General features: G+C 59.9%; 23 protein-coding genes. 14 read left to right on the top strand and 9 right to left on the bottom strand.

Going from position 1 to position 26,508, the window contains the following annotated elements:
* The first annotated feature begins 170 nt into the window (after positions 1 to 170).
* Positions 171 to 5,306 carry a dermonecrotic toxin domain-containing protein gene (locus HX803_RS06115; RefSeq protein ID WP_178919616.1) on the top strand — a complete coding sequence of 1,712 codons (5,136 nt, stop codon included), beginning with the start codon at positions 171 to 173 and terminating at the stop codon, positions 5,304 to 5,306.
* A gap of 19 nt (positions 5,307 to 5,325) precedes the next feature.
* Here HX803_RS06115 and HX803_RS06110 read toward each other — a convergent pair whose 3' ends face one another.
* Entirely contained in the window at positions 5,326 to 5,595 is a 270-nt protein-coding gene (locus HX803_RS06110) for a PepSY domain-containing protein (RefSeq protein WP_178919615.1), read from the bottom strand.
* 142 nt (positions 5,596 to 5,737) lie between these two features.
* On the opposite strand from HX803_RS06110, the gene HX803_RS06105 reads away from it, so the two are divergent.
* The 7 genes from HX803_RS06105 (at position 5,738) to HX803_RS06075 (ending at position 11,769) form a co-directional block, all read left to right on the top strand.
* Positions 5,738 to 6,733 (top strand): FecR family protein, encoded by a 996-nt coding sequence (locus tag HX803_RS06105; RefSeq protein WP_178919614.1) that lies wholly within the window; start codon positions 5,738 to 5,740, stop codon positions 6,731 to 6,733.
* Between the two features lie 328 nt (positions 6,734 to 7,061).
* A complete protein-coding gene (locus tag HX803_RS06100; protein ID WP_178919613.1) occupies positions 7,062 to 7,517 on the top strand; it encodes a hypothetical protein in 456 nt (151 codons plus the stop codon).
* Positions 7,517 to 8,077 (top strand): adhesin, encoded by a 561-nt coding sequence (locus HX803_RS06095; RefSeq protein WP_178919612.1) that lies wholly within the window; start codon positions 7,517 to 7,519, stop codon positions 8,075 to 8,077. The genes HX803_RS06100 and HX803_RS06095 overlap by 1 nt, the downstream gene beginning before the upstream one ends.
* A 67-nt stretch (positions 8,078 to 8,144) precedes the next feature.
* Positions 8,145 to 8,888, top strand: a complete 744-nt coding sequence (locus tag HX803_RS06090) for a hypothetical protein (RefSeq protein ID WP_178919611.1) — start codon at positions 8,145 to 8,147, stop codon at positions 8,886 to 8,888.
* Positions 8,889 to 8,949: 61 nt separating this feature from the next.
* The gene (locus tag HX803_RS06085; RefSeq protein ID WP_178919610.1) at positions 8,950 to 9,630 is read left to right on the top strand and encodes a C39 family peptidase; all 681 of its coding nucleotides are present in this window, start codon (positions 8,950 to 8,952) and stop codon (positions 9,628 to 9,630) included.
* A gap of 41 nt (positions 9,631 to 9,671) precedes the next feature.
* Positions 9,672 to 10,415 (top strand): hypothetical protein, encoded by a 744-nt coding sequence (locus HX803_RS06080; RefSeq protein ID WP_178919609.1) that lies wholly within the window; start codon positions 9,672 to 9,674, stop codon positions 10,413 to 10,415.
* Positions 10,416 to 10,464: 49 nt separating this feature from the next.
* The gene (locus HX803_RS06075) at positions 10,465 to 11,769 is read left to right on the top strand and encodes a hypothetical protein (RefSeq protein ID WP_178919608.1); all 1,305 of its coding nucleotides are present in this window, start codon (positions 10,465 to 10,467) and stop codon (positions 11,767 to 11,769) included.
* Positions 11,770 to 11,898: 129 nt separating this feature from the next.
* Here HX803_RS06075 and HX803_RS06070 read toward each other — a convergent pair whose 3' ends face one another.
* Entirely contained in the window at positions 11,899 to 13,224 is a 1,326-nt protein-coding gene (locus HX803_RS06070) for a sigma-54 dependent transcriptional regulator (RefSeq protein WP_178919607.1), read from the bottom strand.
* Between the two features lie 344 nt (positions 13,225 to 13,568).
* On the opposite strand from HX803_RS06070, the gene HX803_RS06065 reads away from it, so the two are divergent.
* Positions 13,569 to 13,829: a hypothetical protein gene (locus tag HX803_RS06065; protein ID WP_178919606.1), complete on the top strand. Its 261-nt coding sequence runs from the start codon at positions 13,569 to 13,571 to the stop codon at positions 13,827 to 13,829.
* A 65-nt stretch (positions 13,830 to 13,894) separates the two neighbouring features.
* Here HX803_RS06065 and HX803_RS06060 read toward each other — a convergent pair whose 3' ends face one another.
* From HX803_RS06060 to gnd, 3 genes are read right to left on the bottom strand one after another with little or no spacing between them, the layout of a single operon-like run.
* The gene (locus HX803_RS06060; RefSeq protein WP_178919605.1) at positions 13,895 to 14,719 is read right to left on the bottom strand and encodes an HAD family hydrolase; all 825 of its coding nucleotides are present in this window, start codon (positions 14,717 to 14,719) and stop codon (positions 13,895 to 13,897) included.
* Positions 14,716 to 16,239, bottom strand: coding sequence for a glucose-6-phosphate dehydrogenase (zwf, locus tag HX803_RS06055; protein ID WP_178919604.1), 1,524 nt, complete (start codon positions 16,237 to 16,239; stop codon positions 14,716 to 14,718). The genes HX803_RS06060 and zwf overlap by 4 nt, the downstream gene beginning before the upstream one ends.
* On the bottom strand, positions 16,236 to 17,219 hold the full coding sequence (gene gnd, locus HX803_RS06050; RefSeq protein ID WP_176997769.1) for a phosphogluconate dehydrogenase (NAD(+)-dependent, decarboxylating): 984 nt from the start codon (positions 17,217 to 17,219) through the stop codon (positions 16,236 to 16,238). Before gnd ends, zwf begins: the two co-directional genes overlap by 4 nt.
* A 271-nt stretch (positions 17,220 to 17,490) precedes the next feature.
* On the opposite strand from gnd, the gene HX803_RS06045 reads away from it, so the two are divergent.
* The 4 genes from HX803_RS06045 to HX803_RS06030 all read left to right on the top strand — a co-directional run bounded on the left by HX803_RS06045 (position 17,491) and on the right by HX803_RS06030 (position 22,311).
* Positions 17,491 to 17,667, top strand: coding sequence for a DUF6026 family protein (locus HX803_RS06045; protein WP_178919583.1), 177 nt, complete (start codon positions 17,491 to 17,493; stop codon positions 17,665 to 17,667).
* A 162-nt stretch (positions 17,668 to 17,829) separates the two neighbouring features.
* Positions 17,830 to 19,572, top strand: a complete 1,743-nt coding sequence (locus HX803_RS06040; protein WP_178919603.1) for a phosphoethanolamine transferase CptA — start codon at positions 17,830 to 17,832, stop codon at positions 19,570 to 19,572.
* Between the two features lie 128 nt (positions 19,573 to 19,700).
* Positions 19,701 to 21,938, top strand: coding sequence for a TonB-dependent siderophore receptor (locus tag HX803_RS06035; protein WP_178919602.1), 2,238 nt, complete (start codon positions 19,701 to 19,703; stop codon positions 21,936 to 21,938).
* 151 nt (positions 21,939 to 22,089) lie between these two features.
* The gene (locus HX803_RS06030; RefSeq protein WP_178919601.1) at positions 22,090 to 22,311 is read left to right on the top strand and encodes a hypothetical protein; all 222 of its coding nucleotides are present in this window, start codon (positions 22,090 to 22,092) and stop codon (positions 22,309 to 22,311) included.
* 89 nt (positions 22,312 to 22,400) lie between these two features.
* Here the strand turns inward: HX803_RS06030 and HX803_RS06025 are convergent, their stop codons facing one another.
* The 4 genes from HX803_RS06025 to HX803_RS06010 form a co-directional block, all read right to left on the bottom strand.
* The gene (locus HX803_RS06025; RefSeq protein WP_178919600.1) at positions 22,401 to 22,892 is read right to left on the bottom strand and encodes a GNAT family N-acetyltransferase; all 492 of its coding nucleotides are present in this window, start codon (positions 22,890 to 22,892) and stop codon (positions 22,401 to 22,403) included.
* Positions 22,893 to 23,042: 150 nt separating this feature from the next.
* The gene (gene zapE / locus HX803_RS06020; protein ID WP_178919599.1) at positions 23,043 to 24,164 is read right to left on the bottom strand and encodes a cell division protein ZapE; all 1,122 of its coding nucleotides are present in this window, start codon (positions 24,162 to 24,164) and stop codon (positions 23,043 to 23,045) included.
* A gap of 15 nt (positions 24,165 to 24,179) precedes the next feature.
* Positions 24,180 to 24,515, bottom strand: a complete 336-nt coding sequence (locus HX803_RS06015; protein WP_178919598.1) for a nuclear transport factor 2 family protein — start codon at positions 24,513 to 24,515, stop codon at positions 24,180 to 24,182.
* A gap of 51 nt (positions 24,516 to 24,566) precedes the next feature.
* Positions 24,567 to 25,283: a YafY family protein gene (locus HX803_RS06010; protein ID WP_178919597.1), complete on the bottom strand. Its 717-nt coding sequence runs from the start codon at positions 25,281 to 25,283 to the stop codon at positions 24,567 to 24,569.
* A gap of 159 nt (positions 25,284 to 25,442) precedes the next feature.
* On the opposite strand from HX803_RS06010, the gene HX803_RS06005 reads away from it, so the two are divergent.
* Positions 25,443 to 26,489: an aldo/keto reductase gene (locus HX803_RS06005; protein ID WP_178919596.1), complete on the top strand. Its 1,047-nt coding sequence runs from the start codon at positions 25,443 to 25,445 to the stop codon at positions 26,487 to 26,489.
* The last annotated feature ends 19 nt before the right edge of the window (positions 26,490 to 26,508 follow it).

Genomic DNA, 26,508 nt, shown 5'->3' with positions numbered 1-26,508 from the left:
GCTCCGATTTTATGATTGGAGGGGGCATACAGCGTGAAATCCAGACCTGTGATTAAACAACGCCGCCTGCCGCTGCTGTCAATGCTGTTTACGGCAAATATGTAGCCCCATTCGCCAACACGACCGCCCTAGCCTGCTGGCCCGTCCCCATTACCCACGGAGAAAGGTCGATGGCACAGCTCACCCCCCCGTATTTTTTCGATGAATTCCTGCGCCCTATCCATCGCAAACACCCTTCAGAACGGGAGCGCGCGCTGGGGTTGACCTTGAAGGATCTCGACTGGCTGATGGCGGTCTACACCGCCACCCATGCCGGGCGCCAGGCCCGTGAGGCCCCCATGACCGTCGAAACGCTGGTGATCGAGAGGCCAGGACAGCCTGCGACAGCGCTGGCCGGCGCCTTCATGATGAGCCCGACACCTGATGGGAAGAAGGCCTTGCTGTATAGCCCCTATGGGGGAATCGAAGTATTCGACAACCGTGCCGTGGCGCTCGCAACCCTCAGAGAGCGCCTCAGAAACGAAACACAACATATTGATTTAATTAGCTTTCTATCTATAGAGGAGCGCCAGGCCTTTTCTTTCAGCGGCTTGTTCGCCGTGACCACCACAACGATTGAAGGCATCGTATTCGTGGATCAGGAACAGGCGATTGAGGCAAGCCAAAGGCAAAACGTACAGCGTGCCCTGGATGAATTACGCACCACGCCCACCCTGGCCTCAATGCTCAGCACACTGCTGAACATCATGGCGCGCCCTTATTTTCCCCACCTCGATCAACAATACACGTTGGTAAACACGTTTCTGGTTTCAGCGGAGGCTAACGGCGCTGATCGATGGATTGCCTCGGCGACCCTCAGTGAAACCCTGCTGCAGTACTACCTGAATCCGGAGTGGCCGGCCAACTGTACCCGCGCGTTCACCCACCCCAGGCACGATAAAAGCGCCCTGCCTGAGAGGCGACTCAAACAGGATTTCGAACGCTGGGAGCGCGTTGTGGAACTGACGGCTGGCGTGCTGTCTTCGCTGTTAAGCAGCCTGTTGCAGACCTGGTGGAATGAAACCCGTGGCGGCAATCCATCGCGCCTGGATCTGTTTGCCCAACTGATGAGTGACAAATTTCGCGCCGACCTGCTGTTCAAGCATCAGAGCGGGATTCTTTCTTCCGAGGAGGCGCACCGACTGCGCGCGATTTTCCTCCCCGACAAGGCGTCACGCAGCGACTGGCATGCGACGTTGAATATCGAAAAAATCAGCATCCACGCACCTTATCAACATTATGTGGAACTGGCCGCGACGTTGTTGATCAGTGACCAGCATGCCTACCTCTACACCCAATCCCGCGGGCTGCAAACCTTGAAGGATGTTGAGGATCTCAAGGAAACCTTGCTGAGCATGCTCAAGGCCGCCGGCCATCAGGACGAGTTGCTGAACTTCCTGTCCCTGGACGAACGCAGCCTGTACCTGGCAATGGAGGGGGTGCAAGTCAGTGGGTTGCCCGTGAGTGACAATGTATTTACCGGGATGGTCAAGGACATCGCCCGCAAGCAATTGAGCAACATGGAACATGCACTCGGGCTGTTTCGCGCAAGCGATGGCGAAGCAGACCTGGCTGCCCTGCTCGATTGCGCCCTGGACGTGCGCCCCATGCTCGACAGTCGGCTGCTGGCCCTGGAAGCCGAAGGACGCTGGAGCCTGCACCCGGCCAGCAGCGGCAATGGTCGCCCGTCGACGGTACAGGCAGAGCGCGCCAAACAGCATCTGGTCACGCTGCGTGCGACGGAAGCGGTCCTGGCGACACAGCGGCAGAGGCACCCCACGTTGCGCAGCCTGGCCACCCATGCCCTGAAGGCGGAATTGAACCTGCGTTTGCTGGACCTGGACCCCGCAGATGTGTTTGCCAATACCTACGCCACCCAGGCTCGACAACGCGAGGATCGTGAGCCGGTATCCTCACGGAACATGGTCGATCACCTTGTAGAACGTTTAGCAAACAGTGCGGCCCCTATCGACGACTCGCCACGCACCGGCCTGTACAGCGCTCGCCGCGCAGGGACCGCCACCCGTTGGAACAACCTGGACAGCCGAGGTTTCAATCAGGTGATCGAGCGGGCCATGCTCCCTTTTGTTCAGCACGACATTCACACATTGCCCCGCGCGTTCCTGGAAAGTCATCGCGCCGAGATGGGCGCGGCCCTGATGCAGGGGTTGCGCAGCGAGGCCCAATTACGACTGCTCAACAAGACGTTGAGCCCTGATCATTACGCCATGCTTGATACGGTCCTGCGGCCCGACAGCATGACCCGCGAGAAGCGCCATGGGCTTCAAGGCTTCCTGCCGGATGCCTACGGCTTGACACTGACCCTTGGCGATGACGAAACCCCACGGGCCCTGGCCAACTGTTTCGTGCTGACGCAGCGTGGCGGCCTCGACCCTGACCTGTCAGGTGAAGTCGTACTCTGGACCCCGCAGCAAGGTCATGAGCCCTTTGCCTCACTGAAAACTCTGCGCCAAGCCCTTCAACAGCGCCTGGCACTGCCCGACCGACGCCTGCTGCAGAACCTGCCCATCAGCCTTCGTGCGCCCCATCAAGTCTATCGCCTCGGCCCCCTGCAGCGCATTGATGAGCACCTGTTGAACAACCGCCAGCAGAGCTACCTGGACTTCCACCTGGATGCTCTCGACTACTGGCTCGCCATGCCCCTTGGGCCCACACAACTGCAAGACCGTCTGGACGATGAAATGCAACGGCTGGCGCCGTCGAATCTGCCGCGCGCCCGTGCAATCGCAGAAGCGATCGTTCACCAGCAGGCGCTGCCGGTGTGGCTGGGCATGGCATCTGCCGAAGAGCAATGGCTCCACGCCGAACTGCTTGAGCAGTACCGGCTCAGTGCACCGGACAATCAGGATTACCTGCACGGTTTGCCCCCCCTGCGCGAGCACGTCGCCAGTGCCTTGACGAACCTGCTTAAAGCCCGTTATCCGGACGCCGCGCTGGACCCTGAAGCGATCTTGATACCCGCACGCGTCGCGCTCGACGGACGCACTCAAACCCTGACCGATTTTGCCTTGCGCCACCTCCCCGACCTGCAGGCCGACACCCTGACGCCCCGCGCGCTGGGCCTCACACCGCTGCCGACGACCCTGGACGGCACGGCGGTGGTGCAGTTGGTGCGCCAACTCGACATTGCCAAAACCTATCGCGAACTGCTCACCACTCACCTCAGCGCTGACACCGACGATGCCCGCCAGCGACGTGACCTGTTTTGTCGGCAGTTGCCATGGCAACTCTTGCGCCATGCCCATGAGGAAAAACTCGAAGAACGCCTCAGCCCCTCGGCCTGGAGCTTTATCCAGCAAATCTTTGATATGCCGGATGCTGTGGCGCGGGATAAGGTCAGCGGCACCACAGCAATGATTCGCCCTCTGCAACTGATCGCCACGGCCGGGGCGGGACCGGTGACAGTGCCTTGTGTCTACATCATCGGCCCACAAACGCCAGCGACGGGCCCGCTTGTGCTGTATGCGCCGTATGCGCCACTGCGCGTGCTCACCGAATACGCCAACGAAGACAAGCTACTCAATGACATCAATCGCGACGGTCCCCTTCAGGATTGGATCATCCTGCAACTGGGCGACCCCGACCAAGCGATATGGCGCAACCTGCTCAAACAGCCCACCAGCCAGGACAAAAGGGACGCCAGCCTGGCGTCGAACCCCATCAGGCAGAATATTTTGCTGCGGCTATTCAATGACAACGTCATACAACTGCTCAAAATGCTCGCCTGCCAATTCGCCCGCGACGGCAAGGATCAATGGGACGGGATCACCAGCCTGCTGCGCAAGGGTATTCCCATGACGTTGCAGTTCATTGCCGGCAAGCTTGCCTTCCCACTGGTGGTCTGGCGCAGCTACACACTGTTCAAAACCTCCGCCGAGGCGCTGCAATCACAGCATTTCGCAGAGGGCCTGCGCACATTTATCCAGGGCGTGGCGACACTGGCATCCCTTCGCGAACAGCTTGATGGGTTGATGACGGCCCTGCCGTCGTCATCGCCCGCCAATCTGCCGGAGGACTCACCGGCGCCCGCCATGACCCTCGCCAGCCTGGCTATCACCGACTCGACACGCACGCGAATGCGGCATTTTGAAGACGTCTGCGTATCCCTGGCAGCTCTGCAGGAGAGCCCTGTAAGCCACCTGTTTACCGACCCGACGCGCAACCGTACTTACGCACCGGTAGCCGGCCGGGTGTACCCGGTCCGGAGGGTGGGTGAGCGTTGGCGAGTCAGCCTTGCCCATGAACTGGGACCCTACGTCGAACGCAATTCGCAGGGCGAATGGGTACTTGACCTGTCCGAGCGGGAGCCACGCTTCGGCCCTGCGCTGTCCCGCATCAGAAGCCGTGTCATTACCCGAAGAACCGAGCGCGACTCGATCAATATCGAAGCCGTAGGCATGCCAGCCATCCGGGCGATGTCTCCCGTAAAGGCAGCCTGCATTGATGGGGCACTCAATGTCGCGGTTTTCTATACGTTCAGATGTGCGCGCAACTTGGCGCTGTTTGCACGGCAACGTGATCCCAACTCCCCATGCGGTCGCTTCTTGACCGAGATGTTCGGCGTACTCAACGTTACCCCGGACCAGTTGATCAAGATTCGAAGACGTGTCGCAGAAATCTGCGATGGGCTGACCCAGCAAGATGTGATCAGCCCAAACTCCTCACGATTCGTCACCGGCTCCGCCCGCTGGTCGCCCACCCAAACCTACGCTTTTGTCATTCCTGAAGGCGCGGATCGAAAGATCTATTTGCTGGAGCACTTTTTCAATACACGAATGAGCACCTATCTACCGCACCTCACGGTGCCGTTCGACCTTGACGACCATGCGCGTGCGGCGACCTTGATTCACGAAATGAGTCATCTGGTCTCCGGGACTGAAGACATCGCCTACCTGGATTCGATGCGCCCTTTTCTCGACATCATCAACCGTGGTACCGCTGACGGCTTGCGCCAGCACACAGCCTTGTCCAACCTGCAAAGCACCGCGCTGTCTGTCTTGACACCCGCGACCATGCTATTCAAGAGCTGGGACGACCTGGCAGAGCGTTGGGAGGACTTCGGCAGCGCCGGGTCGACCAAACTGCGCAATAAAGTGCTGCACCTGACCGGTACGAAAACGCTGGAAGATGCCCGGCAAACGTTCATGAGTGATCCGGACCGGCGGATGGATATCATTTTGGCCAACGCAGATTCGGTGACGTACCTGATCACACACTTGGGCCGCAGATTGGAGCCGGGGGCCTGAACAGGCCCCCGAGGGGGGATCAGTCTTTCTGGTCACGCAGGATATTGCCCGACGCGCCATCAATGCGTGCTTCATACACGGTGCCATCTGATTTGCGTCCCTTGACCTCCCAATAACCGTTGTCGTCAGCCTCGGCGGCGTATACCTCGACATAACCACCCTTGGTCTTGGCGACTTCAATCGCCTTTTCGATGGTGATCCAGCCTGCGCCCGGCTTGTCAGCCATGGCAGAGCCGGCGCCAAGCAGCGCGGTAGTTGCACACAGGGCGACTAAGGTTTTCTTGAGCATTTTCGTTCTCCATTGTGGAAATGTCCTGAAATCGTTAGGTGCCCCCAAACGAGAATAAGTTCCAATTGATGTGCAATAGCCATGATGGCTGTTCTCGTCGTACACCCGGGGAGGTTAGAATGTGCGAAATCAGGATGAGTTAATGAGCGAAAAATCCCTCTCAGAAGCCGAATACGACGCTATCACCGATGCCGCCGCGCATTGGTGCATGCGCCTGCATGCCGGTGATTGCACCGCCATCGAACGTCAGGCTTTTGAGCAATGGCACGATGCTCATCCGTTGCACGCCTTCGAATACGCGGCCATGCTGGAAATCTGGGATGTTGCCGACCACCTGCCCCGCACTGAGCCCACGCCCACCGTGGTGCCGTTCAAGCCTCGCCGTCGTTGGCGCACCTATGCAGTGGCGGCGGCAGTCTGCCTTGCTGCACTGCCCCTCGCTGCGTTTACCGGCTGGGAGGCTGGCTGGCTGCCCAGCTCATATGAGCATTTCGAAGCAGCTAATGGCCTGCGCAAGGTCACCTTGGGCGATGGCAGCCAGGTGGAATTGAACCTCGGCACGGAGTTGGTCTACAGCAATTACAAGGACCAACGCCGAGTCACGCTGAAAAAGGGCGAGGCATTTTTCAAAGTTGCCCATGACAGCACCCACCCATTCATCGTGCGGGCCGGCGAAGGCCAGGTACGGGTGACGGGCACACAGTTCAACGTCTGGAAGTATGAAGACCAGGTGCGGGTGATGCTGCTCGAAGGCTCGGTGCAGATCGCAAGCGACACCGTGCACGGCAGCGTGCCGCTGACCCCCGGCATGCAAGCCAGCTACCAGCATGGCGATGCCACCCCTCGCGTAAACGCGTTCAACCCCAATGACAGCGCGCTGGCGTGGCGCCAAGGCAAGTTGGTGCTCGACAATTTGGCGCTGGCCGACGCATTACCGTTGATCAACCGCTACTTGAACAAGCCCGTGATGCTTGCGGATGCCAGCACCGGCGCGATCCGTATCGGCGGCATCTACAACATCAATGAGGTCAACAACCTCGTCCCTTCCTTGCCCAAGGTCTTGCCGGTCTACCTGACCCAGAACCTGGACGGCAACCCCGTACTCAATTCGATCCCGCGTAAAGCCCCGAAAGGCTGAGCCCAGCCTGCACGCACGGGCTTGCTTGTGCCGGCAGTGTCCATTTTTGAAACACCCTCCTCCCCTGAACGGCCCGCCCTGAGCGCGTTCATCGTTTTGTCATGCACAGTGTTGCGTTGCTGATACAGCAAGGTGAACCGTTTGCGCCGTGGGCACGTGCATGTGGATTTGCGGTGGGTTGTCTCAGCGTTGATACAACCCTGCTATCACTTTGCCCTTCGATAATCGCAACCCATTGAATATCCGTAATAAATAAAAAGCGGCACGCCTTCTGCTCTATCCCTTACAGCGCTGTTTAGGGTCAGCGCCGAGAATAAGGAATGCCGCCGTGAACACACTCACTCAAGGTTCGATGAACGTGCTGCTGATCAGCTGTGTACTCAGTGCCAGCATCAGTCTGCCGACCTTGGCGGGTGACGGCGTCATCGTGACCGGGCGCGACGTACAGGGACACATGTACGGTCGGGCTTCCTTTGGTCCCGACCCCTACCCGCAGACCGCCAACGTCAATCCGAGCAAGGACGTCCTGGGCGCCCTGTCAGGCGAACTCAGTGACCGCGATTTCGGCGCCGTGAGCAGCGGCTTGAGCATCACCCGCGCCCTCCAGCCCGCCGGCAACTTCTCCACCTTGAGTGCCACGCAAAACGGCATGTCCACCTTGGGCGCTGGCGCAGCTGCCAGCCGTTCGGGAGGCAGCGGTAGCATGGGCGGGCAGATCAGCGATTCGATCCAGCGTGGCCTGGCGCCCCTCAACAACATCGGCAGCATGATGGGGGGCAAGTAATGAACCGTTCCCTGCGCATCCTGCTCCCCCTGGCCCTGCTGGGCAGCGCCTCGGCCATGGCCGACAACACCGCCGTGATCAACAACAGCGGTCAGGATTACCGCGGCAACCTGATGGTCAACCAGGCGGCCGGCAACCAGCAGCAAACCGCCAACAACCGCGCCGTCGCGCTGGGTGGCCAAGCCACTACCAGCAATATCCAGAACATGAACGGCACGGTCGACCCCTCGCTGAATGCAAAGGCGGCGATCGAAGGCAGCTCCTTTACCAATGGCAACGGCATGTTGGGCATCAACCAATCAGCCGGTGCCAATAGCCAATTAGTCAATGCGGTGCGGATCAGCGTCAATCCTGGCCCGCAAAGCATCGACGACAGCGTCCTGTTGCAACAGAACACGACGACGCTGGCAACCGACTCAGGGCTCACCCCCACCACTGGCAGCCGCCAGGTCGTGACAAGCGACCAGGCCTTCACCGGCAGCCGAGGAGTGATTCAGGTGAACCAGAGTGCTGGGGTGGGGAACCGAATGGCTAACACCCTGGGCATCACTATCAAGTAACCGCTTGGTAGCACGAGTTAGACCGTACCAACACTTAACCAACTAATTAGAAGCAAGGAGAAACACCATGAAACCTCAAATGGCTCTGAAACCAATGGTTTTCGCTCTCGCCGCACTCATGGCTGCTGCTGCCCAAGCAGGTGGCTGGCACCCTGCGCCTCAACCAACCGGCGTGGTTGCCTCAGTGGTTACAGATGTTCAAAACAGCATCGGCAACAAGTACGACGACACCAAAACCGAAAACAACGCCTCTGCCGATGGCTCGGTCACCTACAACAGCGGTAACACCGGCGTCAACGTTCAGGCTGGCAGTGGTAACCAGGCTGACAACTCTGGCGCAATCTCCAGCGCCAAAGGCGACTTCGCTACCGTATTCGCCGTGGTCGACGTGAACCAGAACAGCGGCCTGAACAACTTCGTCAGCAAAGGCATCCAAAACAATGCCTCGCTGGATAACTCCGCTAACCACAACTCCGGCAACCTGGGCTACAACGGCCAGGCCGGTCAAGGCAACCAAGGCAAAAACAACCTGGCGATCACCACCGCAGATGGCAAAAACATCGCAGCGGCCGCCAACACCGAGCAAAACTCGCTCGCCAACAACTACCTCAACACTGCGGCCACCAGCCACGGCTATGGCCATGGCAGCAAGCCTCAATATGTGTCGAACAACGCCAGCGCCGACAACTCGATCAACAACAACGCCGGCAACATCGGTGTGAACCTGCAATCCGGTTCGGGCAACCAAGCCAGCAACAGCCTGTCTGTAGGCCAAGGCTGCAGCGTCTGCTCCAGCGGCGTGCGCTTCTGATCCAACGGGGCCTTGGCAACAAGGCCCTTTTTTATTCCAGTGTCCAACAGGTCCGACGATCATGCGCCTCGCGACTCTCACCCTCTTGATGCTGCTCACCGGCCCGACCTGGGCAGGGACCATGGCGATCTCCGCCATGCCTGGCGGTGCAGTCATCTTCAAGAAAGTCGAGAGTATCCGTGAACGCAAATTCGCCAACCTGGTGGAACAGAAAACCGACTTCAGTTGCGGTGCTGCGGCACTCGCCACCATCCTGCGTCAGGGCTATTGGCTGGACGTAGACGAAGACCACGTCATCAAAGGCATGCTGGTCAACGCAGACCAGAACCTGGTACGCACCCAGGGGTTTTCCATGCTGGACATGAAGCGCTACCTCGAAAGCATCGGCATGCGTGCGCGGGGCTACAAGATCGGGCCAGAGACACTGGTGACCGTGAAGATCCCTGTTGTGGTGCTGCTGGAGATTCGTGGCTACAAGCACTTCGTGGTGTTACAGCGCGCGGACAAGGACTGGGTCTATATCGGCGACCCGGTGCTGGGCCACAAACGCTATTCACACGACGACTTCCTCAAGGGTTGGAATGGCATCGTCTTCGCTGTGCTGGGTGAAGGCTACGACAAGGCCAACGCCTTGCTCGACCCACCCGTGCCGCTGACCGCCAAGAACCAGTTGAATGAGTTCAGGCCTGTCGGCGATGCCGAGCTGATGGATTTCGGTTTCATCCAGAGCGACTTCTTCTAACAAGAAGCGCAATAAGGGGCAGGACGCTCCAGGAGCAGAAGATGAACACTTCCCGTTGGCTGACGGTCTTGTGTCTGGCAGCCTCAATGCCCGCTTATGCTTCATCGGCGTTCAAGCCGATCGAACTCAAGGATTCGGAAATGGCCGAACTGCGCGGCCGCTACGTGATGCCGGGGCGAATCATCAGCTTCGGTATTGTCATGAGCAGCACCTGGACCAACGCCGTGGGTGACACGATTACGGGCAAGGCCAGCATGCAAGTCGACGCTTCCACCATTACCCCACAATTCTACGTACAGACCACGGGGTCGACCGGTACGGGCACCAACCCGAATACCGGCACTGGCAATGTCAGCGGCGGCGCCGGACTGGGCACAGGTTCGGGCGTGACCCAAAGCGTACGTGCCGCCGGCGACGGCAACGCCGCCTACAACAATGTCGGGATCAACGTCACCGAAAACGGCTTCGCGCCCTCCAACATCGTGCAGTCCGGCCAGGTGCTGGTTGCCGGCGGCACCGTCACCGGTGACAGCGCAGCAGGCCGCGTGAGTGTATCGGCCAACAATGGCGGCTTGCAGATGGCGATCCAGGGCAACCATAACCAAGGCAACAGCCTCCAGCAGATTGGCGGCGGCCAAGTCTTGCAAGGCACCGTGTTGACGGGGGATAGAAACTTCGTCACCAACATGACCCAGCTCAACGTTGTGATGAACAACGGCCTGAATAACCCGGCACTCAATTGCAATCTGGATCAACTCAAAGGCCTACGCACTCTCGGTTATTGAACTACGCTGACCCTCGTCACTTACGCATTAGAAAAGGACGGCTTATTTCATGCATCGATCGTTATCGCTACGTGCGGTGGTCTGTTTAAGTACGCTCTTGCCAGCATCCATGTTGTATGCCGCGCCAGACGCCGACATCGAGACCCTCAAGCAGGAACTTCTGGAACTCAAGCAGCGGTACGAAGTGCAACAGAAAGCCCTAGCGGTATTGGAACAACGCGTGCGCCAGGTCGAGGATCAACCGGCGACACCTGCGCCCAAGCGCCTGGCCAAATCCCCGGCCGACTTCCAGAAGGCCAGCGGGGCCACCGTTGCCGGTACTGGCGCGGCGGCCGCATCCGGTGGGGCGGGAGGCGGTGGCAGTTCCTATGGCCAGTCCCTCAAGGACGATTCAGCCCCAGCACAAAGCGTGAGCAACCTTTATAACGAAGCCAGCGGTTTCTTCGGCAATGGCAAGTTCAGCTTTGAAACCGGCGTCACCTACGCACGCTACGACGCGCGCCAGCTGACACTCAACGGCTTCCTGGCGTTGGACTCGATATTCCTGGGCAATATCAACCTGGATCGGATCAAGGCGGATAACTGGACACTCGACCTGACCGGTCGCTACAACGTCGATAACCGTTGGCAATTCGACGTGAACGTGCCGGTGGTGTACCGCGAATCGACCTATCAGTCCGGCGGCGCGGGCAACAATGCAAACGCCACGTCGGAAGAGTCGGTGAGTCGCGACCCCACCCTCGGCGACGTCAACTTCGGCGTGGCTTACAAGTTCCTGGATGAGACGCCCACCCTGCCCGACGCCGTGGTGTCGTTGCGCGTGAAAGCGCCTACGGGCAAAGAACCGTTTGGCATCAAGCTGGTGCGGTCTACCGCCAACGACAACCTGTATGTGCCGGAAAACCTGCCAACGGGCAACGGTGTCTGGTCGATCACGCCGGGGATCTCGCTGGTCAAGACCTTCGACCCGGCCGTGCTGTTTGGCTCGTTCTCCTACACCCACAACTTCGAAGAGTCGTTTGATGACATCAGCAGTGACGTCAATCAGAAAGTGGGGGGCAAAGTCAGCCTGGGCGACAGTTTCCAACTGGGCGTCGGCGTGGCCTTTGCGTTGAACGAGAAAATGAGTATGTCGTTCTCGGTCTCCGACCTGGTACAACGCAAGAGCAAGCTCAAGCCCAACGGCGGGGACTGGCAGTCGGTGGTGTCCAGCGATGCCAACGCGGGTTACTTCAACGTGGGGATGACAATTGCGGCATCGGAAAACCTGACGATCGTGCCCAACCTGGCCATCGGTATGACGGATGATGCACCGGACTTCACGTTCAGCCTGAAATTCCCCTATTACTTCTAGTGGTGTGTTTTAGGGCCTCATCGCCGGCAAGCCGGCGATGGCGGTCTCAAGATTGAAATGGCCAGCAAGCAAAAAAGGAAAAGCCCCGCAACGATAAGGGTCGTTGCGGGGCTTTTCGGTTTACCCGCCCTAGCGGATCTGGTGTTTGTGCAGCAACCGGTAGAACGTCGGCCGGGAAACCCCCAGCACACGGGCCGCGACACTCAGGTTGTCGCTGTGCCGGTTGAGCACATCGCACAGTGCCTGACGCTCGGCACGGTGCTTGTAATCCTCCAGTGTAGCCATCGGTGGCGCAATTGCCTGTTCACCCTGCAATCCCAGATCAACGGCTTCGATCTGTCGCCCTTCAGCCAGCACCAGGCCGCGGCGTACGCGGTTGGCCAATTCGCGCACATTGCCCGGCCACGGGTGTTGCCCCATGGCCACCAGGGCATCCTCACTGAAACTGCGGGGGCGGCGCCCGGTTTCCTGGCTGTAGAAACGTGAGAAGTGGTTGGCCAGCATGGCCACATCGCCATGGCGTTCGCGCAACGGCGCGGTGATCACTTGCAGCACATTGAGTCGGTAGTACAAGTCTTCGCGGAAAGTGCCCTTGGCCACGGCGGCTTCCAGGTCGACGTGGGTGGCCGCCAGCACTCGCACGTCCACGGGGATGGGCTGGCTGCCGCCGACGCGCTCGATCTGTTTTTCCTGCAGGAAGCGCAGCAGATTGGCTTGCAATTCCATCGGTAAATCACCGATTTCATCAAGGAACAGCGTGCCGCCGTGGGCCGCTTCGATACGCCCGACCTTGCGCTGGTGGGCGCCGGTAAACGCCCCTTTTTCGTGGCCGAACAGTTCGGACTGGATCAGGTGTTCTGGGATGGCACCACAGTTGATCGCGACAAACGGCTTGGCATGGCGTTGGGACTGGCGGTGCAGGGTCTTGGCCACCAGTTCCTTGCCGGTGCCGCTGTCGCCGCGAATCAACACGGGCGATTCCGTGGGTGCCAGTTTGGCGAGCAACTTGCGCAGGTCGCGAATCGGCCGGCTGTCGCCGAGCAGTTCATGCTCAGGCTCGTCCACCGGAGCAAACCCCTTGCCCCGCAGGCGCGCCATGCCAAACGCGCGGCCCAGGGTGACCTGCACCCGGGCCACGTCGAACGGCAAGGTGTGGAAGTCGAAAAACCATTCGCAGACAAAATCGCCGACATTCTGCAGACGCAGCACGTCCTGGCTGAGCACCGCGATCCACTCGGTGCCACTGCGCCCGATCAATTCCTTGACGGCTTCCGGGCGCTCCAGGTGCGAGGGCTGCAGGCGCAACAAACCGACATCACAGGAACGGTCACCGACGGTGGCCAGCGTGCAGCTGTCCACTTCCCACCCGGCAGTGCGCAGGCCTGGCAATAGCTCATGGCAGTCGTCACACGGGTCGACCACAAGCAGGCGACGCTGCACAGGTGTAACAACCATGACTATTCCTTGGCGCCAAAATTGTTAAAGTTATTTAGAAACAACGGTTTGTGACGCCTGCCGCTAACACTAGCAAGGTATTGACGCGTTCCTTGTACCGTTTCGCTATAAGTATTGGCAAAAAGCCACTTGCCGACACGTTCACACAAAAAAGTTGCGCGCCGGCGAAACTTTCATTCAGCTTTCAAAACAGGCGCTTACATGACATCAATCACGGAAAGTTGAAATTTCTTGCACTAAGATGTGACCCGTACCCCGCCTTCGTGCATCAGTACAAGTAACCCGCCGCACGGTCAGCCCAACCGCCGGCACTCACTTGAATGGGCAATGAGAGAGAACCCCACATGAACGCCCCGCTCCGCATCAACGAAGCTCTTTTGATCGCAGACCGTGCCTTCCAGCCCTTCCAGTGCGTGGCCTGGCACGATGGCCATGGCGCCCTCAGCCTGAGCGTCATCGACCGCACCAATAACCGTATCGGCAGCAAACAACTGTCTTCGAGCACCTATACCGACCCGGCCCAACTGGAAGACTTGTTGTTGCAGGCACGCGCCGAGCTCGACAAAGATGGCTACCAGTTGCAGTCCTGGGCCATGCCAAAGTAAGACAATGCTGTAACTTGCGCCCAGGGTTTAAAGGGGCGCAAATTCAGTGTTAGTGCGAAAGCGTTTTAGTGTGCTGACAGAATAAAACGCTCGATGGCCTCTGCCGCGCCATCCTCGACATTGCTGCCGGTCACGACAGTGGCTTGGCGCTTGACGGTTTCTTCGGCCTGGCCCATGGCAATCGACAACCCGGCCACATGAAACATCGCCGGGTCGTTTCCGCCATCACCTATGGCCATGGTTTGCTCAAGCGGCACGCCAAGGTGCGCCGCCAGCGTCTTCAGCGCCTCTCCTTTGTTGGCCAGCATGGCGGTCACGTCCAGGTACACCGGCTGTGAACGCGATACGTGGGCCAGGCCGTGCACCTTGGGCTGCAGTTGCGCTTCGAGTTCGACCAGCAATTGCGTGTTGTTGCTGGCCGCGACGATCTTGTCGACGCGATCCAGGTATGGCTCGAAACTCTCGACCACGCGCGGTCCGTACCCCAGGCCATCCGCTTCCCGCTTGACCATCGGGCCAGGTGGGTCACGGCGCAGCCATTCGCCATCGGCAAACAGCCAGACCTCCACATCAGCCTGCGGCGTGAACAACGCCAGGGTCACCAGCGCCGCCTCTGCCGGCAGGTAATGGGCAACGAGCACGCTGCCATCGGGATTGATCAGCGTGCCGCCATTGAAACCCGCCACTGGCACATCGATACCGAACGCCTCGACCATCTGCAACATGGCGCGCGGCGGTCGCCCGCTGGCCAGGCTGAAGAACACCCCGGCATCGCGCAGGGCGCGCACTGTGTCGAGGGTGCGCTGGCTGGGCGTGTGATCGGGATGCAGCAAGGTGCCGTCCATGTCACTCAATACAAACCGGATGGGATGGATCGCTGCGTCACTCATCCGAGGCTGTGCCAGGTACGGCCATCGCGAGCCAACAACGCATCGGCGGCGGCCGGGCCATCTTCACCCGCCTTGTAGGCCTGGATGCCATCGTCTTCCTTCCACGCATCGAGGAACGGCTGCACCGCACGCCAACCGTTTTCAATGTTGTCGGCGCGTTGGAACAAGGTCTGGTCGCCGGTCATGCAGTCGTAGATCAGGGTTTCATACCCGGTCGACGGTTGCATCTCGAAGAAGTCCTTGTAGTCAAAACCCAGCTCGATATTGGCCATTTCCAGGGTCGGTCCAGGCCTTTTGGCCAGCAGGTCGAACCACATGCCTTCATTGGGCTGGATCTTGATTTTCAAGTAGGTGGGCTTGAGCTCATCCACATCGGTATCGCGAAACTGTGCGTAAGGCGCAGGCTTGAAGCAAATCACGATTTCGGTGTCGCGCACGCTCATGCGCTTGCCGGTGCGCAGGTAGAACGGCACGCCGACCCAACGCCAGTTGTCGATCATCACCTTGAGCGCCACAAACGTCTCAGTGCTGCTGTCCGGCGCCACGTTGGCTTCTTCGCGGTAACCCGGCAGTTGCTTGCCACCGATTTCACCAGCGGTGTACTGGCCGCGCACCGAGTTCGCGCGAGCGTCCTCCAGCGACCATGGCCGGATTGCACCGACCACCTTGGCCTTTTCACCGCGCACCGCGTCGGCACCAAAGGCCGCAGGCGGCTCCATGGCCACCATGGCGAGCAGCTGGAACAGGTGGTTGGGCACCATGTCCCGCAGGGTGCCGGTCTTCTCGAAGAAGTTGCCCCGGGTTTCCACGCCGACGGTTTCGGCGGCAGTGATCTGCACGTGATCGATGTAATGGTTGTTCCAGAACGCCTCGAACAACACGTTGGAGAAACGGCTGATCAGGATGTTCTGCACCGTTTCCTTGCCCAGGTAATGGTCGATGCGATAGATCTGCTTCTCGCTCATCACCTTGAGCAGGCATGCATTGAGCGCCTCTGCGGTGGCCAGGTCGGAACCGAAAGGTTTCTCGATGACGACACGGCGAAACCCTTCCTCGGTTTCCGCCAGCAGGCCGGCGCTGCCCAGGCGCTGCACCACTTCACTGAAGAAGCGCGGTGCAGTGGCCAGGTAGAACACGGCGTTGCCGGTGCCACTATCGGCGATTTTCCGAGCGATGTCGGCATAGGTGCTGTCGTCGAGAAAGTCACCCTCGACGTAGCTGATGCCTTTGGCCAACTGCGCCCACAGTTCCGGGTCCAGGGCGTTCTCGGCATTGCCACGCACCTTGCTCGCGGCCTCGGTGCGAATGAAATCCTCGAGCTTCTTGGCGAAGTCCGCATCGCTAATGGCGTTGTGGTCAACGCCGACAATGCGCAGGCCGTCGCCCAGCAGCCCGTCACGGCTGAGGTTGTACAGCGCCGGCATGAGCAGGCGCTTGACCAGGTCACCATGGGCACCAAACAGAAACAGGGTGGTGGGTGGAGCGGGTTCGGCCTCTGGTTTCTTGCCGTTGGCGGTCATTTTTTGGAAGTCTCCACATGGCCGCCAAAGCCGAAGCGCATGGCAGAAAGCATTTTGTCACCGTAGGTGCTCTGCTGGCGCGAACGGAAACGCGCAAACAGCGAGGTGGACAGCACCGGTACCGGCACCGCCTGCTCCATGGCGGCTTCGATGGTCCAGCGGCCTTCACCGCTGTCAGCCACGGAACCGGAGTAGCCGTCGAGTTTCGGATCGGTGGCCAGGGCGTCGGCCGTCAGGTCCAGCAGCCAGGACGAGACCACGCTGCCACGACGCCACACTTCGGCGATGTCGGCCACATTGAGGTCAAAGCGCTGGTCTTCCGGCAGGTTGTCCGAGTTTTTGGTCTTGAGGATGTCGAAGCCTTCGGCGAACGCCTGCATCATCCCGTACTCGATGCCGTTGTGGATCATCTTGACGAAGTGCCCGGAACCCGCGGGGCCTGCATGGATGTAGCCTTGCTCGGCACGCGGGTCGGCGCTGGCGGAACGGTCCTTGGTGCGCGGGATGTTACCCAGGCCTGGCGCCAGGCTCTTGAAGATCGGGTCGAGGCGCTGCACGGTCTCGGTGTCACCACCGATCATCATGCAGTAGCCGCGTTCCAGGCCCCAGACGCCACCGGAGGTGCCCACGTCGACATAGTGCAGGCCCTTTTGCGCCAGGGCCTTGCCACGACGCACGTCATCCTTATAGTTGGTGTTGCCGCCGTCGATGATCACGTCACCGTCTTCCAGCAGCTCGCTCAGTTCATTGATGGTGTCTTCGGTGGGTGCGCCAGCAGGCAGCATGACCCAGACGGCGCGAGGCTTCTGCAGCCCGGCGACCAGGGCTTTCAGGTCGGAAACGCCAGTGGCGCCCTCTTCGCTCAGCCCTTTCACAAAGGCTTCGTTACGGTCGTATACAACGGTGGTATGCCCATTGAGCATCAGGCGCCGCGCAATGTTACCGCCCATGCGGCCTAGTCCGATAATCCCCAGTTGCATGTGCTGATGCTCCTAACTACTCAATAAATGTGTGACATAGTTTATAGCGCAATGAGGCTAATGAGGGTTAGTCCAGAGCGGATCCGTGGAGTTTCATGACAAAAAGTTGCCATCGTTTCACCATCACGGCATGAAAAGTCACACGACCACCAAAAATAAAAAAGTTCCATTGCTACAAAAAAGAATTCAGAATTGCTTCCGACTGCTGCCGAGAACCTCGACTCAAGCGTTCTGGCACACCGCGACACACCGGCTATTTGCGAGGTAAGCAATGACCACTGCACAGATGACCCGTCCGCCACAGACCCTCTACGTCACTATCCGTCGCGATGAGTTGCGCCAGTTGAAAGACGAACGCGATCAACTGCAGCAAGAAGTCATGCGCCTGCGCTCACACTTGCAAGCCCAGCTCGCACAGCCCTCCGGCACCCAGCCCGCGCTCTGCTGAGCCGCGCCGTGAGCGGCTCGTAAGATAATGACTACATAAATCTCACGAACTTTTCACACCCCCCTCCCGATACTCCCGCCCGAAGGGCCACCCCATGCAAGGGTGGCCTCTGTTGCGTGCACCCTTGCGCGTCAGCTGAGAATTTTTGGGTTGGAGCGCTGGATGGCGATGTTCAAACGCAGCACCACGTCTGCGAAAGGTTTTGATTGGGCGGGCCTTGGCTGGCTGTTCCTGTTCTTCTGGTACTTCTCGGGCATTACCCAACTGCTTATCCAACTGACCGGCACTTCCGGCTTCAGTGGGTTCCGCCAAGCGTTTTTCATGAGCGCGCTGTGGTTGGCGCCGATGTTGTTGTTCCCACGCCGCACCCGTTTGCTTGCCGCCTTGATCGGCGTGGTGCTGTGGGCCTGCTCCATGGCCAGCCTGGGTTACTTCTTCATCTACCAGCAGGAATTTTCGCAAAGCGTCATCTTCATCATGTTCGAGTCGAACATCTCTGAAGCCGGCGAATACGCAACCCAATACTTCGCCTGGTGGATCGTCCTGGCGTTCATCGCCCATACCGCCATGGCGGTGTTCCTGTGGAGCCGCGTGCGCCCGGTGTACCTGCCCCGCGGTCAATCGATGCTGGCGGCGACAGCAATCGTGCTGGCTGTGGTGGGTTACCCGCTGGTCAAGCAGATCGCCACCAGTGACAACATGGAGCAGGCCATCGACCGTTTCGAAACCCGCATCGAACCTGCCGTGCCTTGGCAGATGATCGTCGCGTATCGCCGCTACACCGAGCAGTTGGACAACATGCAAGGCATGCTGACCAGCGCCAGCCAGATCCCGCCCCTGAAGAACCTCAAGGACACCATGGCAGGCCAACCGTCGACCCTGGTGCTGGTGATCGGCGAATCCACCAACCGCCAGCGCATGAGCCTCTACGGCTACCCGCGCAACACCACGCCAGAACTGGACAAGTTGCGCGACCAACTGGCGGTGTTCGACAACGTCATCACCCCGCGCCCCTACACCATCGAAGCGTTGCAACAGGTGCTGACCTTCGCCGACGAAGAAAACCCGGACCTGTACCTCAAGACGCCGTCGATCGTCAGCGTGATGAAACAGGCCGGCTACAAGACCTTCTGGATCACCAACCAGCAGACGATGACCAAGCGCAATACCATGCTCACGACCTTTTCCGAACAGGCCGACGAGCAGGTGTACCTGAACAACAACCGCAACCAGAACGCCCGCCAGTACGATGGCGATGTACTCGAACCCTTCTCCAAGGCCCTGGCCGATACGGCCGAGCGCAAGTTCATCGTGGTGCACCTGCTGGGTACGCACATGAGCTACCAGTACCGTTACCCGCCGACGTTCGACAAGTTCACCGACCGCCAGGGCGTGCCGGCCGGCATCAGCGACGAACAGTTGCCGGTGTACAACAGCTACGACAATGCGGTGCTGTACAACGATTTCGTGGTGTCGAGCCTGATCAAGGATTACGCCAAGACCGACCCCAACGGCTTCCTGCTGTACCTGTCCGACCACGGCGAAGACGTCTACGACTCGGCCGGCCACAGCACGCTGGGGCGTAACGAAGGCAAACCCACGGCGCCGATGTACACCATTCCGTTCATGGCCTACGCCTCGCCGAAATGGCGTGAAACCCACGACTGGAGTTTCGCCAGCGATCTGCAACGCCCTTACAGCAGCTCGCAATTGATCCACACCTGGGCCGACCTGGCCGGGCTGAGTTTCGATGAGTGGGACCGCAGCAAGAGCCTGGTCAACGACAGCTTCAAGCCGCGACCGCTGATGATCGGCAACCCTTACGAGCGCCAGCAGAAAGGCCTGATCGATTTCAGTCTGATCAAGCCGAAGAAGGCCGATGCGTCAGAAGTCGTCCTCAAGTAACCGCGGCGCTTGGTAGCAGAAAGATAACAATCATTCTCGTTTAAACCTAAAGTTCCACGCCTCCTTTCGTCTTTGAGCCAAGGCCTTCCTTTCTGGAAGGCCGCAAAGACGACAAGGAGTCTGCCGCGATGTTCGCGCCTTTTACCCGTTCCATGACGTTCTCCCTGAGCCTGGCCGGCGCCCTGCTGAGCCCGGACCTGCTGGCCGAAACCGACCCCGAGCACACCCCGACCAAAGCGCTGGAGCTGGGCAGCACGAGCATCACCGCCGAAGGCCTGGGTGCCATCACCGAGCACACCGGGGCCTACACCACAGGCTCCATGAACACCGCCACGCGCCTGAACCTGTCCCTCAAGGAAACCCCGCAATCGGTCTCGGTGATCACCCGTCAGCAGATGGACGATTTCAACCTCAATACCCTCACCGACGTCCTGCGCCAGACCACCGGGGTGACCGTCCAGCATCTGGATTCGGACCGCGCCGGCTACTCTTCCCGGGGCTATTCGATCAGCAACTACCAGGTCGACGGCATGCTCAGCACCTTCGGGCGCATGAAGTCCGATGCCGACACCATCATCTACGACCGCATCGAGGTGGTACGCGGCGCCACGGGCTTGACCACCGGCGCGGGCGACCCCTCGGCCACGGTCAACATGATCCGCAAGCGCCCCACCGCCCAGTGGCAGGCCAAGACCGGCGTGAGTGGCGCCAGCCATGACAACTATTACAGCTATGTGGATGTGGGCGGCCCCCTGGCCTTCGACGGGCGGCTGCGCGGGCGCACGGTGCTGGCATACCGGGACAGCCAGTCATTTCGCGATCACTATGCGCTGCAACGGGAAGTCGGCTACGGCATTCTCGAAGGCGACCTGACAGACGACACCGTGGTGGCTGCCGGCTTTGACTACCAGAACAAACATGTGCAGGGCACCTCTTGGGGCACCCTGCCCTACTGGAACAGCGACGGCAGCAAGGCGCGGCTGTCGCGCTCGGCCAACATGGCGGCTGACTGGAGTTCCTGGCCGCTCAAGGACAAGACGACCTTCGCGTCCATCGACCACAGGTTGTCGCCGGACTGGCGCTTGAAAGCCGCCTACACCCACCGGCAAAGCGACTCAGACGGCAAGGTCTACTACGGCGGTGCCGGGTTCCCCAACCCGGACGGCAGCGGGATGACCGCCTGGGCCAGCCAGATGGTGGGCACCTCGAAAATGGACGTGGCGGACTTCAGCCTCACCGGCACCTACGCCTTGTTCGGGCGCGAGCATGAACTGATGGTGGGCTACGGCGAGTCCGAACAACGCGACAGCGCCCCGTACCAGCGCAACGGCCTGCCCGCCAGCTACCTCACCATCGAAGACTGGAAGCAAATGGGCGGCATCGGCAAGTTCGCCGACCGTACCACCGGCCTCAAGGGTGCGCACAGCAGCAAGACCCAGAAAGCCGGCTACCTTGCCACCCGCCTGAGCCTGACCGAGCGCCTGCACGCCGTGCTCGGCAGTCGTTATGGCAGTTGGGAGATCGAAAGCGTCGAACCCGCCTACAACAGCAGCAACCAGTTGACCGGTTCGACCAAGACCCGCCAGACCCACAATGACATGCTCACGCCCTACGCGGGCCTGCTTTACGACATCACACCCGAATACACGGTGTACGCCAGCTACACCGACATCTTCAACCCGCAGGACGAGCGCGATGCCAACCGCAAATACCTGGAGCCGGTGGTGGGCAGCAACTACGAGGTCGGTCTCAAGGGCAGTCTGCTCAACGAACGCGTGAACCTGGCCACTGCGTTCTTCTGGAGCACCCAGGACAACGTTGCCGAACTCGATAGCACGGTGCAACCAGACCCGGACACCGGGGAACAGTTCTACAAATCCGGCGGCAAAGGCAACAAGGTGCAAGGGTTTGAAGTGGAGGTGTCAGGGGAAGTCATGCAGGACTGGAACCTCACGGCGGGCTATACCTACACCCACTCACGCAACGGCGACAACCAGCGCGCCAACACCAGCCAGCCATTGAACCTGCTGAAGGTCTCCACCGCTTACCGCCTGCCGGGAGAGTGGCGTGACCTGACCGTGGGCGGCGCCGTGAATTGGCAGAGCGACTTCTATGACCTTGCCGGGCGCCCGACGGGTGGTCGCGACGCCGACGGTAACCTGCTCACCGAACCCACCCGGATCACTCAGCAGGCGTACACCGTGGTCAACCTGATGTCACGCTACAGGTTCGACGACCATTTATCGGCCTCGCTCAATATTAATAATCTATTTGATAAAAAATATTACGAGCGCGTCGGGTTTTATAACGGCGTGTATTGGGGAGACCCGCGTACTGTCACGCTGGCGCTCGACTGGAGGCTGTAAAAGCATTCAACCAAGGCTTCCAAACTTAACAAAAACGTTAAGGTTGGAAGCCATTCTATTAAGCCTGACTTAATCCTCCCTCCACATAATCGGCCCCACGAGTCTGATCCGAGTGAACAGACACCGATCACACTATATGGGAATACCGATGATGAAACTTTCGACTTTGATGCTTGCCGGACTGATGACCCTGACCTCCGTTGCTGCCTTTGCAGAAGGCGGTTCAGAGCGTTCTAAGGAGTTCTACAACAACTTCACCTTCGTTCAGCAGAAGCTTCACGGTACCACCGATCAAACAGCCATCGCCGATGGCAAGAGCATGAAAAAAGACAGCGCCGATCAATCCAGCGCCGAGCAACAACCGAACTCCTGATTCAACCGTAATACCCTCTGCCATTCCGCTCCTATGGCTAAGGTCTACTTGGCGCCACTGTGTGGCGCCTTTTTTTTGAACTTTATTTATTAAAGCGGTTTATTCCAGAACAACATGCGGCCATAAGCAGGATCAAACTTTGAGTCATCAAAACCAAACTTTCGATAAGCTGCCTGCGCCACTTCATTACCCTCAAGCACTTCCAGGGTGATCTTGCAGCAACCGCGTTGGCGGGCGATTTCCTCGACCTTCTGCAGCATCTTCTGGCTCAGCCCCAGGCCTCGGAACTGATTCATCACCACCACATCGTGGACGTTGACCAGTGGGCGACAGGCAAACGTGGAAAACCCCTCGAAGCAATTGACCAACCCCGCCGGCTCACCACCGACAAACGCCAGCACGCTGAATGCATGGGGACGCTTGGCCAGTTCGGTGGGCAGTTGCTGCAAGAGGTCGGCCGGCAAGGCATGGCCACCGCCCATCGGGTCTTGCGCATAGTGATCGAGCACTCGACCGATGGCCTCGGCGTGCACAGGGTTGGTGTAGCTGGCTTGCAGCACCAGAACGTCTGGGGTGTCCATGGCCTTCCTCGATAACGACAACCTGGGAGTCGATTCCCTTTAAGGGGCACGATTGTAAGCGTGGCGTCGGCAGTAGATGAAGACGATTAACCAGAAATACGTGCCAGAAAGTGCAAAAACTGGGCGCACCCAAAAAGCACGCACGGTGTTTCAAGCGGATTTTTCCGACATCCCAAAGCGCTGCAGCTGCATCTCTTGCAGACGGCTCAAGGTGCGCCGGAAGGCAAACTCCAGATAACCTTCGGTATAGAGCGCTTCAAGGGCAACCCTGGCTTCGATGAACAACGGCACCTTGCGGTCGTAGCATTCATCCACCAGCGCAATGAAACGCCGCACACTGTCGTCGTGCACCGACAACTCCGGCAACTCACGGTCGCCCGCCACCACCCGCTGAGCACCGTCTTCGGTGCCACGGGCAATCCGCCCCGGACGCTTCTGCGCGCTCAGGTTGGGCACCTCCCCCAACAGGATCGCCTGGAAGCGGTCACACAGCAGCATGAAATCCATGGCGGCAAAAGGCTGCTCGCACAGGTCGGCGTAGCGGCACCACAGCACCGTCTCGCTGGCCTGCATGGCCACAATCGTGCGATAGCCGACGGTGACCGGCCCGCTGCGCACCGCCTGCCCTGGGGTCAATTGCTGGAATACCCTGGCGAGGGCGCCTGGCTCGTTCACCCAATAACGCTGCACACCCTCCCCCGGATGCAGACGGTGATCCTCACCCCCATCCACCGCCACCACCTGCATGTGTTGCTTGATGGCCGCGATCCCCGGCAAGAAGCGTTCGCGGTTGAAGCCATCGGCGTACAACTGGTCGGGTGGCTGGTTGGACGTGCAGACCATCACCACGCCCTCGTCGAACATCACTTGGAACAAGCGACCGAGGATGATTGCGTCGCCGATGTCGTTGACGAACAGCTCATCGAAACACAACACCCGCACTTCCCGGCTCAGTTCGCGGGCCAGCGCCTGCAGCGGGTCCGATATGCCCGTGAGCTGGAACGAACGCTGGTGCACCCAGCCCATGAAGTGGTGAAAGTGCTGGCGCCGCGCGGGCACCCGCAGGCTTTGGTAGAACTGGTCCATCAGCCAGGTCTTGCCCCGACCCACCGGCCCCCACAGGTAAACCCCGGTGATCGGTGAGCGCCCTTGGTGCAAAGCCTCGTGACAGGCTTGCAGGGCCTGCACCGCCCGGCGCTGGGCGTCGTCGGCAACAAAACCCTGCTGGGCGATGGCGTGTTGGTAAGCGGCGAGCGGGGAATCGAAAGTCATGGGCGCCAGTATGGCTTACAGCGAGATGTCCAGGCGCGAAATCTTGCCCTGCTCGTTCAGGCGAAACGTATAGCGAAGCTCCAGCGGGCTGCCGGGGAAGTTGCCGGACACCACGTTGCTGACCAGCACCTTGCCCGTGCGGTGCTGCACATTGAGCACTTCGACCCGTGGCTGGTAACGGCGCCCCGTGTCTTCCATCCAGCGTGCAATGGCGGCCGTACCCACCTGATGCTCGCCCTCGTCGAACACGTTGGCATCGTCGGCAAAACACTGGGCAACAGCTGAAGTGTCGCGCGTATTGGTCGCCGCAATGTAGGCCAGGATGGCCGGGGCCAATTCAGGAAGAGACATGACACAGCTCCTTTTTGATGATTTATGGCGCCATGCTAAGCCAGGGTTGTGTCAGTTTTTGTCAGGAGTAAACGGGCCGTCGTGCTGCTGCTCCATCAGCTTGCGCCAGCCCCGCAACAGGTCGCTGCGCCGCCCCGGGTAGCGTTCACCGGTAGTTTCGGCAGCGGCCACGCGGTCGGTGCGAAAGGTGCGATAGGCCCCGCGCAATTCACACCAGGCCACAATCACGCGCACCTCATTGAGAAAACCCAGGGCCAACGGCCACACCAGGCGCTGGCTCTGGGATTGGCTGGCGTCGGCGTAGTCGATATACAGCTTGGACTGGTTGCGAATGGCCTCGCGGAACACGTTGAGCGGCACCCGGTTTTCCGGGTAGCCAAAACCCGGCGGGCCGGGCAACAACGTCGGGTTGCGCAGGGCTTCCTGAGCGGAAGGGTCGAGCACGTCGGCGATCTTTGCCAGGGCGTTGGCGGCGGCACGGCTCAGCACGTCGTCGCCGCGCTGGTCCACGTAGCGCAAGCCGAGCACGATGGCTTCGGTTTCCTCGGCATTCAGCATCAATGGCGGCAGGAACAGCCCACTGCGCAACACATACCCTACCCCGGCCTCACCGAAGATCGGCGCGCCCAGGGCGGTCAACTCGGCAATGTCGCGGTACAGCGTGCGTTCGGACACTTCCAGTTGTTCGGCCAACACGGCGGCCGTCACCGGGCGTTTCTTGCCGCGCAGGGCCTGGAGCAACGTCAGCAATCTTGTGGTACGTGACACGGTGATCCCGCCGAGAAGAAAAACGTGCCGCAGCTTAACAGAGCGCCCTGTCAGAAAATGTCAGCAGTAAAAAAGCCCCTTGACCAAATAAATTACCGCGATCATATTATTTAAATGTCACAAAACATTTAAACAACACCTGAGCGTCAAGGAGTGTGTATGCGCAATAAAGTCTTTGGCCGCCGCAGCGGTCTGCAGGTCTCGGAACTGGCATTGGGCACGGGGAATTTTGGTACGGGCTGGGGGCATGGCGCCGAGCGAGACGAAGCCAAGCAGATGTTCGATGGCTACCTTGAGGCCGGCGGCAACTTCCTCGATACCGCCAACGGCTACCAATTCGGCCAGGCGGAAGAATTGCTGGGCGAGTTCATTGCCTCAGAGCGTGACAACCTGGTGGTCGCCACCAAATACACCCTGCGCACCCAACCAGCCGATGCCGACACGATCAAGGTCGGCAACAACCGCAAGAACATGGTGCGGGCCGTGGAAGAAAGCCTCAAGCGTCTGAACACCGACCACATCGACCTGCTCTGGGCGCACATGAGCGACAACGTCACGCCCATGGAAGAGATCCTGCGCGGCTTCGACGACCTGGTGCGTGCAGGCAAGATCCACTACGCCGGCCTGTCCAACTTCCCCGCCTGGCGCATTGCCCGTGCCGACCTGTTGGCGGAAGTGCGCAACTTTTCACCCATCATCGGCATCCAGGTGGAATACAGCCTGGCCGAACGCACCGCCGACCGCGAATTGCTGCCGATGGCCGAAGCCCTGGGCCTGGCCGCCACGCTGTGGTCGCCGTTGGGTGGCGGTTTTCTCACCGGCAAGTACCGTGAGAGCCAAGGCGATAACCGCGCCAACAAGCTGGGCATGCTGATCCACGCCGAGAAAAGTGCCCGCGAAACGGCAGTGCTCGACACCCTGCTGGCAGTGGCCGCCGAACTGGACGCCACGCCGACCCACGTCGCCATCGCCTGGCTGCGCGAGAAAGCCCGACGCTCCACCACCGCGCTGATCCCGATCCTCGGCTCACGCACCCGCGCCCAGCTGGACGCCACCCTCGGCGCCCTGAATGTGGTGTTATCTGCTGAACAGGTGACGCGCCTGGATACCGCCAGCGCGATTCCATTGGGCGTGCCCCACGGCATCATCGCCGAACGGTTCCCGGTCGATAATCTGCTGGACACCCCACGGCCACCGGTTATTTGAGACAAAAAAACGGCCCGAA

Origin of the sequence: Pseudomonas sp. P7548, from assembly GCF_013386585.1 — a bacterium.
Classification (GTDB): domain Bacteria; phylum Pseudomonadota; class Gammaproteobacteria; order Pseudomonadales; family Pseudomonadaceae; genus Aquipseudomonas.
The sequence above is the reverse complement of the archived record's forward strand: the minus strand, read 5'-3'. Positions and strand labels throughout refer to the sequence as shown.

Excerpts from the sequence above, each read along its gene's own strand:
- HX803_RS06115 (WP_178919616.1), top strand. The coding sequence starts at position 171 with ATGGCACAGCTCACCCCCCCGTATTTTTTCGATGAATTCCTGCGCCCT.
- HX803_RS06110 (WP_178919615.1), bottom strand. The coding sequence starts at position 5,595 with ATGCTCAAGAAAACCTTAGTCGCCCTGTGTGCAACTACCGCGCTGCTT.
- HX803_RS06105 (WP_178919614.1), top strand. The coding sequence starts at position 5,738 with ATGAGCGAAAAATCCCTCTCAGAAGCCGAATACGACGCTATCACCGAT.
- HX803_RS06095 (WP_178919612.1), top strand. The coding sequence starts at position 7,517 with ATGAACCGTTCCCTGCGCATCCTGCTCCCCCTGGCCCTGCTGGGCAGC.
- HX803_RS06090 (WP_178919611.1), top strand. The coding sequence starts at position 8,145 with ATGAAACCTCAAATGGCTCTGAAACCAATGGTTTTCGCTCTCGCCGCA.
- HX803_RS06085 (WP_178919610.1), top strand. The coding sequence starts at position 8,950 with ATGCGCCTCGCGACTCTCACCCTCTTGATGCTGCTCACCGGCCCGACC.
- HX803_RS06080 (WP_178919609.1), top strand. The coding sequence starts at position 9,672 with ATGAACACTTCCCGTTGGCTGACGGTCTTGTGTCTGGCAGCCTCAATG.
- HX803_RS06075 (WP_178919608.1), top strand. The coding sequence starts at position 10,465 with ATGCATCGATCGTTATCGCTACGTGCGGTGGTCTGTTTAAGTACGCTC.
- HX803_RS06070 (WP_178919607.1), bottom strand. The coding sequence starts at position 13,224 with ATGGTTGTTACACCTGTGCAGCGTCGCCTGCTTGTGGTCGACCCGTGT.
- HX803_RS06065 (WP_178919606.1), top strand. The coding sequence starts at position 13,569 with ATGAACGCCCCGCTCCGCATCAACGAAGCTCTTTTGATCGCAGACCGT.
- HX803_RS06060 (WP_178919605.1), bottom strand. The coding sequence starts at position 14,719 with ATGAGTGACGCAGCGATCCATCCCATCCGGTTTGTATTGAGTGACATG.
- zwf (WP_178919604.1), bottom strand. The coding sequence starts at position 16,239 with ATGACCGCCAACGGCAAGAAACCAGAGGCCGAACCCGCTCCACCCACC.
- gnd (WP_176997769.1), bottom strand. The coding sequence starts at position 17,219 with ATGCAACTGGGGATTATCGGACTAGGCCGCATGGGCGGTAACATTGCG.
- HX803_RS06045 (WP_178919583.1), top strand. The coding sequence starts at position 17,491 with ATGACCACTGCACAGATGACCCGTCCGCCACAGACCCTCTACGTCACT.
- HX803_RS06040 (WP_178919603.1), top strand. The coding sequence starts at position 17,830 with ATGGCGATGTTCAAACGCAGCACCACGTCTGCGAAAGGTTTTGATTGG.
- HX803_RS06035 (WP_178919602.1), top strand. The coding sequence starts at position 19,701 with ATGTTCGCGCCTTTTACCCGTTCCATGACGTTCTCCCTGAGCCTGGCC.
- HX803_RS06030 (WP_178919601.1), top strand. The coding sequence starts at position 22,090 with ATGAAACTTTCGACTTTGATGCTTGCCGGACTGATGACCCTGACCTCC.
- HX803_RS06025 (WP_178919600.1), bottom strand. The coding sequence starts at position 22,892 with ATGGACACCCCAGACGTTCTGGTGCTGCAAGCCAGCTACACCAACCCT.
- zapE (WP_178919599.1), bottom strand. The coding sequence starts at position 24,164 with ATGACTTTCGATTCCCCGCTCGCCGCTTACCAACACGCCATCGCCCAG.
- HX803_RS06015 (WP_178919598.1), bottom strand. The coding sequence starts at position 24,515 with ATGTCTCTTCCTGAATTGGCCCCGGCCATCCTGGCCTACATTGCGGCG.
- HX803_RS06005 (WP_178919596.1), top strand. The coding sequence starts at position 25,443 with ATGCGCAATAAAGTCTTTGGCCGCCGCAGCGGTCTGCAGGTCTCGGAA.